The sequence below is a fragment of the Pseudomonas sp. NPDC087358 genome, assembly GCF_044900785.1.
Lineage (GTDB): Bacteria > Pseudomonadota > Gammaproteobacteria > Pseudomonadales > Pseudomonadaceae > Aquipseudomonas.
The window spans coordinates 1-1,885 of record NZ_JBJDOA010000025.1; the positions used below are offsets into that span (position 1 = coordinate 1).

2 protein-coding genes are annotated in these 1,885 nt (G+C 56.3%); both read right to left on the bottom strand.

The annotated features are described in order from the left end of the window. Positions 1 to 1,427, bottom strand: a 1,427-nt coding sequence (gene fusA, locus ACI2KS_RS29390; RefSeq protein WP_404624535.1) for an elongation factor G, incomplete at its 3' end; no start/stop codon positions are given. Positions 1,428 to 1,457: 30 nt separating this feature from the next. Beyond that, positions 1,458 to 1,885, bottom strand: a 428-nt coding sequence (gene rpsG, locus ACI2KS_RS29395; protein WP_404624536.1) for a 30S ribosomal protein S7, incomplete at its 5' end; no start/stop codon positions are given.

Sequence of the window (1,885 nt, forward strand, 5' to 3'; positions counted from 1 at the left end):
CGCCGCCTCCGCACACCCCGGAAGTCCAGGTGCAGTTCGCCCATGCCAGAGATGATCGTTTGACCAGTCTCTTCATCAGTCTTGACGCGGAAAGACGGGTCTTCCTGAGCAAGTTTGCCCAGTGCGATACCCATTTTTTCCTGGTCATCCTTGGTTTTTGGCTCAACGGCAACCGAAATTACCGGCTCCGGGAAGTCCATGCGGACCAGGATGATTGGCTTGTCAGCGTTGCACAAGGTTTCACCGGTGGTGACGTCCTTCATGCCGATCAGGGCCGCGATGTCGCCAGCGCGTACTTCCTTGATCTCTTCACGGGCGTTTGCGTGCATTTGCACCATACGACCCACGCGCTCTTTCTTGCCTTTGACCGAGTTGATCACACCGTCGCCGGATGCCAACACGCCCGAGTAAACGCGGACGAAAGTCAAGGTACCGACGAATGGGTCGGTAGCGATCTTGAACGCCAACGCCGAGAACGGCTCGTTGTCGTCTGCATGACGCTCCAGGTCTTTAGTCTCGTCATCAGGGTCGGTACCCTTGATGGCAGGAATATCAACCGGTGCCGGCAGGTAGTCGATAACGGCGTCGAGAACAAGGGGAACGCCCTTGTTCTTGAAGGAAGAACCGCAAACAGCCAGAACGATCTCACCAGCGATGGTACGCTGACGCAGAGCGGCCTTGATTTCCTCGTTGGTGAGTTCTTCACCTTCAAGGTACTTGTTCATCAGCTCTTCGCTGGCTTCGGCCGCAGCCTCGACCATGTTACCGCGCCACTCGTCAGCCAGTTCCTGCAGTTCTGCAGGGATAGGCTCGCGACGAGGGACCATGCCCTTGTCAGCGTCGTTCCAGTACACAGCTTCCATGGACATCAGGTCGATCTGACCCTGGAAGTTGTCTTCTGCACCGATGGCAAGCTGGATCGGCACCGGAGTGTGACCCAGGCGCTGCTTGATCTGACCAATTACGCGCAGAAAGTCCGCACCGGCACGGTCCATTTTGTTTACGTATACAAGACGCGGAACGCCGTATTTGTTGGCCTGACGCCATACGGTTTCGGACTGAGGCTCAACGCCCGAGGTGCCGCAGAACACAACGACCGCGCCGTCGAGAACACGCAGGGAACGCTCAACTTCAATGGTGAAGTCTACGTGGCCCGGGGTGTCAATGACGTTGAAGCGGTACTGGTCTTTGTGCTGCTTCTCGGAACCCTGCCAGAAGGCAGTGATAGCAGCAGAAGTAATGGTAATACCACGCTCCTGCTCCTGAACCATCCAGTCCGTGGTCGCGGCGCCGTCATGCACCTCGCCCATTTTGTGGCTTTTGCCGGTGTAAAAAAGGACGCGCTCGGTGGTGGTGGTTTTACCAGCATCCACGTGAGCAACGATACCAATGTTACGGTAGCGGTTGATCGGTGTAGTACGAGCCATAAAGCCCTCGCAAAATTAGTGACGCTGTGATTAGAAGCGGTAGTGCGAGAAAGCCTTGTTGGCTTCAGCCATACGGTGCACGTCTTCACGCTTCTTAACTGCAGCACCTTTACCTTCAGCGGCGTCCAACAGTTCGCCAGCCAAACGCAGAGCCATAGACTTCTCACCGCGCTTACGCGCGAAGTCTACCAGCCAACGCATTGCCAGAGCATTACGACGGGACGGACGAACTTCGACCGGAACCTGGTAAGTAGCACCGCCTACACGGCGCGACTTCACTTCGACCAGCGGAGCGATGGCGTCGAGAGCTTTCTCGAAGATTTCCAGGGGATCGCTGTTCTTGCGTTCTTTAACCTTGTCCAGCGCGCCATAAACGATACGCTCGGCAACGGATGTCTTGCCGCTTTCCATCACGTGGTTCATGAAATTGGCCAGGATCTGGCTGCCGTATTTGGGCT